The sequence below is a fragment of the Desulfurococcus sp. genome (assembly GCF_049970475.1).
In the GTDB taxonomy this organism is placed as follows: domain Archaea; phylum Thermoproteota; class Thermoprotei_A; order Sulfolobales; family Desulfurococcaceae; genus Desulfurococcus; species Desulfurococcus amylolyticus.
This window is the reverse complement of record NZ_JBMFMW010000075.1, coordinates 1-5,524: the sequence shown is the minus strand read 5'-3', so window position 1 is coordinate 5,524 and position 5,524 is coordinate 1. Positions and strand designations below refer to the sequence as shown.

General features: G+C 42.6%; 5 protein-coding genes and 1 pseudogene. 4 read left to right on the top strand and 2 right to left on the bottom strand.

The window, feature by feature from the left end; genetic code table 11:
• Positions 1-23: 23 nt before the first annotated feature.
• Positions 24-422: a DUF2153 domain-containing protein gene (locus ACP5N5_RS05300; protein ID WP_048058718.1), complete on the top strand. Its 399-nt coding sequence runs from the start codon at positions 24-26 to the stop codon at positions 420-422.
• Between the two features lie 5 nt (positions 423-427).
• Here ACP5N5_RS05300 and ACP5N5_RS05295 read toward each other — a convergent pair whose 3' ends face one another.
• Both ACP5N5_RS05295 and ACP5N5_RS05290 read right to left on the bottom strand, forming a co-directional pair.
• Complete coding sequence (locus ACP5N5_RS05295) at positions 428-904, bottom strand: hypothetical protein (RefSeq protein ID WP_428133599.1); 477 nt, start codon at positions 902-904, stop codon at positions 428-430.
• Between the two features lie 100 nt (positions 905-1,004).
• Positions 1,005-1,850, bottom strand: a complete 846-nt coding sequence (locus tag ACP5N5_RS05290) for a hypothetical protein (protein WP_042666921.1) — start codon at positions 1,848-1,850, stop codon at positions 1,005-1,007.
• A gap of 920 nt (positions 1,851-2,770) precedes the next feature.
• Between ACP5N5_RS05290 and ACP5N5_RS05285 the strand changes: the two genes are divergently transcribed.
• The 3 genes and pseudogenes from ACP5N5_RS05285 to ACP5N5_RS05275 all read left to right on the top strand — a co-directional run.
• A complete protein-coding gene (locus tag ACP5N5_RS05285) occupies positions 2,771-4,123 on the top strand; it encodes a RuvB-like helicase (protein WP_276813908.1) in 1,353 nt (450 codons plus the stop codon).
• 25 nt (positions 4,124-4,148) lie between these two features.
• The gene (locus ACP5N5_RS05280; RefSeq protein WP_012607692.1) at positions 4,149-5,291 is read left to right on the top strand and encodes an aminotransferase class V-fold PLP-dependent enzyme; all 1,143 of its coding nucleotides are present in this window, start codon (positions 4,149-4,151) and stop codon (positions 5,289-5,291) included.
• A gap of 2 nt (positions 5,292-5,293) precedes the next feature.
• A pseudogene (locus ACP5N5_RS05275) lies at positions 5,294-5,524 on the top strand (RIO1 family regulatory kinase/ATPase); the annotation flags it as partial.

Genomic DNA, 5,524 nt, shown 5'->3' with positions numbered 1-5,524 from the left:
GAAAATGTTAAGGGTGAATTGGAATGGATGGGTTTTTCAGCAACTTAGAGTCATGGGTGAAAAGGCAGAACATGGTAAAAGAGATGTTTGAGAAGGCTGAGCAGAATTATAAGGAGCTGGATAGACTGGCGTTGATCACTCTTTCCAGGCTAGCTTTCCAACATATGGGGAAGACTATTGAGGCATTCGACCAGTGGTTAAAAGATCCCATGATAACCAGCCATATGCCTAGGGAGATGCTGGTTGAACTATGGTCTAAGCTAAGGATTATACTCTACGAGTTAATAGAGCTAGATATCGAGCACACCAGCAAGTTCAGTGAGCATCTAAGAAAACTAGCTGAGGAAAACGCGCTGAATCCATTATTTGCATTCGAGAAAGAGGAAAAAGAAACTAGGAGAGGCGTTTCTCCAACCATATAATTGTGTTACAGTCTTCTCTTGGTTTTTACATCTACCTCGACATCGAGGGGTTGTATCTTAGGCTTTAAATCACTGAATAACTTCTTAATGGTTTCAGCGTCACCGCCCACTATATTTAAATGCGCCTCCAGGAACTCCTTGCCTGCACTAGATATGATCAGCTTCTTATTCGCCCCTACTTCCACGAAACCCAGATACTTTAACATCGTCAACTCGTTCAAGACGTCTCTACTGGTTGGTGACTGAGTTAAAAGGGTAAAGGAGTAGCCTAGATCATATCCATTCTGCTTCATTAAGTATAGGAGGCTCATTAAGGCTTTCTCACTTATTCCATTACTTAGCGATATTATATAGAGTAGTTTAACCGCCCTAGGATCCTTCTCAAGATCGCTTGGCGTCACCACATGTTTTGTTACTATTTTTATCTCCTTACCTTTCTCAGCACTAGTTGATTGTTGACCAGTATCCTTCTCCTTTGGCATGCCTCAAACCACCATAAACGATTATCGCCTCAAATATGTTTTAACTAGTTAAAAAGCAATATAAAGCTGATTTGTTTCCAAAGGACCATTAACTGAGTAGTCAGGTTATTTGTTTCTCAGGACTGGCTCTGAACAAGCTTTTCTCAACCTCTTCAATACTATAGCCATTCATTAGCATAACGACGGCCTTATACCTGAATAATTCAGCTATTTTATCAGTGCTATAATGTGACTGAATAGTGCTTAATAGGCTTGCCACGGCGCTGACATCCATGGGTTTAATATAGGATGCCACAAGCGTGTCAACGGCCTTAAGGGATTTAACTACCTGGTCTATGTATCCTACACTCGAGGACTCCCTAATAATGTATATGTGGAGCACTGCCGAAAAAGCGATTATTACCTCTAGGAATAATATGTCAAGCCTTAACTCGTTGAGGTAGAGGGATAACATAATGTTTAAAACTATATTAGCTACAACACTTAACAAGCCTAGTGTCGAATTGAAATAGAAGATGGACATGCCCAAGATGGAGAAGCCTAGGGATATAATATCCGGGATAACTGGGTCTATCAAAATGAATAAGGCAAATGAAATCGTGGTCATTAATAATGGGAGTGAAAGCTGTATCTTCTCCCTGACATAGGATTTTCTAGTGATATTAATGAACTCAGCCAGCTTTTCCTCGATTTTATCCAGGAAAACATATATTTCTAATTCATCAACCCCTTTATCCAACCCGGATTCAAGCTCTTTCACTAGTGATATGAAGCCGGCATACGTGTTAAAAAGATCTCTTGCAACTATCTGCGGGGTCCTAGTGGAGTTAAGTGCTTTAATCATCTCCTCAATCCTTGAAATACGGTATTCAGGCACCTTGAGATCTCTGAGTCTATTTACAAGAATACTTATCTCCTTTGAAACTGTTTCAAAGACCGGGTTCACTCTGGCTCACTTAGACGTGTTTACTATTTGGGATCAAAATATAGTAGGGGATTAAATAGCTTAATCCACCGGTCAGGATATAAGTCAACTACGAATGAAGGTCCAGCTTCTTAATATGGCTAGTCGGCATTATTATCATAAAGAAAGTATGATAGATACTGCTTTTTCACCTTGTAAACACGGTTTTCGTAGCTAGCCCAATGTAATATATTAGTCCAATAATCAACATTAAAGAACATGTAGTATATATGTGAGGCAAGCAAGGCAAACAAAGGATTGTATAAAGGGTTTACCATTAATGGATAAATGGTTTTATATCGCTATATAATGGAGCGTCCAGTAAGACATGTAGTGATGCTCCAAGAGAACCAGTAGCAATAAAGGAGCCCGCGCATCTTGAGTACTTTATGAATAGGTTTATGCATGCGATTACATTCTTCAATAAAAGAATTCGATAGTAAACCTATATGAAAGCAGGAACAGCATACCGAGGCATACTAGTTCAGCTCTGATTTTATTTTTTATCGTGGAATATAATAACCGTACCTTGGATCATTATTCTATAAGTGATGATGAGGAAGAAAAACGAGGCCTTAGGGGCTGGGGTCTATGAAGACTTCAGCGGCGCTGAGCCACCGCTACCCTAGTTCATCTAAGATAATCATATCCTAGTTCTACTTGGTTATCTGACCTCCTCATCCTGAAGGCTTTCAGTTGTAAAGTAGTGTAACGGGCTCTCGTATCCACCGTAGCCGGTGGTATCGAGGAGTTAATCCATTGATAGTATATGTAGAGAAGAGATGATACCAAGGAAGCTGGTTAAAAATCCCTCTTACATAATTATTTATACTATGATAATCCATACTGCCCCGTAGAGGTTTAACCAGATTAAGTTAGATGATCAGCCAAGGTGGTATGGGATGAGTGGAATACGTGTTGAAGCACCTGTTCGTAGGAGGATAAGTGCGCACAGCCATATCACCGGGTTAGGTTTGGATGAAAAAGGTAGGGCTAAAATAATCGGTGATGGTTTAGTAGGGCAGACGGAGGCTAGGGAGGCTGCCGGCATAGTTGTCAAGATGATTAGGGAGGGGAGAATAGCTGGAAGAGGGATACTGTTGGTGGGGCCACCCGGCACAGGTAAGACAGCCATAGCTGTGGCAATAGCCAGGGAGCTCGGTGAGGAAACACCATTTGTCATAATGAGTGGTAGCGAGATATATAGTACGGAAAAGAAAAAGACCGAAGTACTCATGGAGGCCTTAAGGAAGTCGCTTGGAATAAAGCTCAGGGAGGTTAGAAAAGTCTATGAAGGCGTTGTAAAGGAGTTGAAGATACGTAGAGCGAGACACCCCATGGTGCCCTATCTAACAGTCCCAGTAGAGGCAAGGGTGGTTCTAGCCACGAAGGATGAAGAGTTGACTTTGACAGTGCCTGAGGAAGTAACCCAGCAGCTCCTCGAGATGGGTATACGTAAAGGCGACGTGATATGGATTGATGCTGAAACAGGTAGGGTCCACAGGGTTGGACGCACCAGGGAGGTGGAGGGTGCTAGAACATATGATGTTGAGACTAAGAGGATCGTTGAAATACCCAAGGGGCCTGTGAGGAAGGAAAAGGAAATAGTAAACGTGTTAACCCTGTATGATCTTGACATGATATACGCTGCACAGAGAAGCGTGATCAGCTTCTTCGGGTTAACCTTTGAAAGAGAGATACCTTCAGAAGTAAGGCGTCAAGTAGATGAAACAGTGAAGAAGTGGATCGATGAGAAAAAAGCTGAATTACTCCCCGGTGTACTCTTCATAGATGACGCACATATGCTAGATATAGAATCATTCAGCTTCCTGACAAGAGCTATGGAGAGCGAGTTCGCCCCGATACTTATCCTGGCAACCAATAGAGGCATTGCAAGGATACGGGGTACGGACATAGAGTCGCCTCATGGCATGCCATTGGACTTACTGGATAGATTACTAATAATACCTACACGGCCTTATACACCTGATGAGATCAGGGAGATCATCAAGATACGTGCCAGCGAGGAAGAGATAGCTTTATCTAATGAGGCTCTAGAGAAACTTGTCGAAATAGGTGGTAAGACAAGTCTAAGATACGCTGTGCAACTACTTGAGCCAGCTAGAATAATTGCGGAGGAAAGGGGATCAAGCAGGATAGAGGTCGAAGATGTGGAGAGAGCTAGAAAGCTCTTCATAGATGTATCCATAAGTACCGAGTATCTAAAACAATATGAGAGACTCTTCATGAAGTAAATGAACTGGGGATGATGAGTAATAAATGTATATTGGTGATATTAATAAGGCTAGAGAATGGTTGGAGAAAGCTTTTTCTAAGACCCCCAACCACTTGGATGGCTCGATACTTGGTTCAATGACGACTATGCCGCATGAATTAGGTGTTGAGGCTTTTCTCAGATTTATTCATATAAATGGTAATGATCCCATGGTCTTCCCTATTGTTAAAGAAGCTGAAGAGATCATTGTTAAAGGAATCGGAGGGTTATTTGATGTTGAGCACGGTATGTATACCTCGGGTGGCACAGAATCAAATATCATGGCGCTATATGTTGGTAGAAGAGTGAACAAGGGCAAGGAGAATACAGTGGTTGTGCCGTCAAGCATCCATAGATCCATAGATAAGGCATGCCTTTTAATGGGTTGTAAACTGGTAAAGATACCAGTTGATCCATTGAAACCGGTTGACCCAGCAATCTTGGAGGAGTATATCAGATTATATAAGCCTTTCGCGGTAGTCGTAACAGCTGGCACTACGGAGGCAGGTGTCATTGACCCGGTTAAAGAAGCCGGGGAGTTAGCTGAAAAATATGGTGTCTACCTACACGTCGACGCTGCTTATGGTGGCCTCCTAATACCATTCCTATATAGGAGGGGGTATATTACCGTGGATTTACGGATGTTCCCAGGAGTATCAAGCCTAAGCGTCGACATGCATAAGAATGGATGTGCGCCGATACCCTCGGGTCTTCTCTTCTTCTCCAATCGTGGTTTCCTTGAGCAGGCCTGCTTTGATATGGAGTATATGCCGCTTGGTAAATCATGCGGGCTCCTTGGCACGAGGCCTGGTGGAGCTGTTGTTGCTTCAGCAGCCGTCTTCATGGCAATGGGTATCAAGGGTTATGAGGAGAACGCAGTTAAAATGATGGAGAACTCTTATTACCTGTATAATGGCTTGAAAAATATCCCTGAGCTGGTAGTATTCAAGCCGATCCTACCCATAAATGTGTTTAGGTCCCTGAGATACAGCTATATTGAGCTGTTCAAGGTTTTAGCTGAGAAAGGTGTATACGTGTACAAGTCACCATCTCTACATGCTTTACGAGTGGTCGTAATGCCGCATGTGAGCCGGCAACACCTTGATAAGTTTATTAATATACTTAAATTAATCCATGGAAGTGGTTAATCTTGCTCCCCGGTGAAATATATAAGTCGCTCACAGACAAGGACTTCAAGGTTCTCGCGGCCATCGAAAAAGGGATTTCGAGGGGAATGGAATATGTTGCCCTAGAGACCATAGAGAGGATCAGTGGCCTGCATGAAGGAGAGGTAATCCTAGTACTTGGCAAGCTCCATGAGCTTGGGTTAGTTAGGAGGAAGACTATAGCAGGCTATAAGGCGTATAGGTTGACATATATA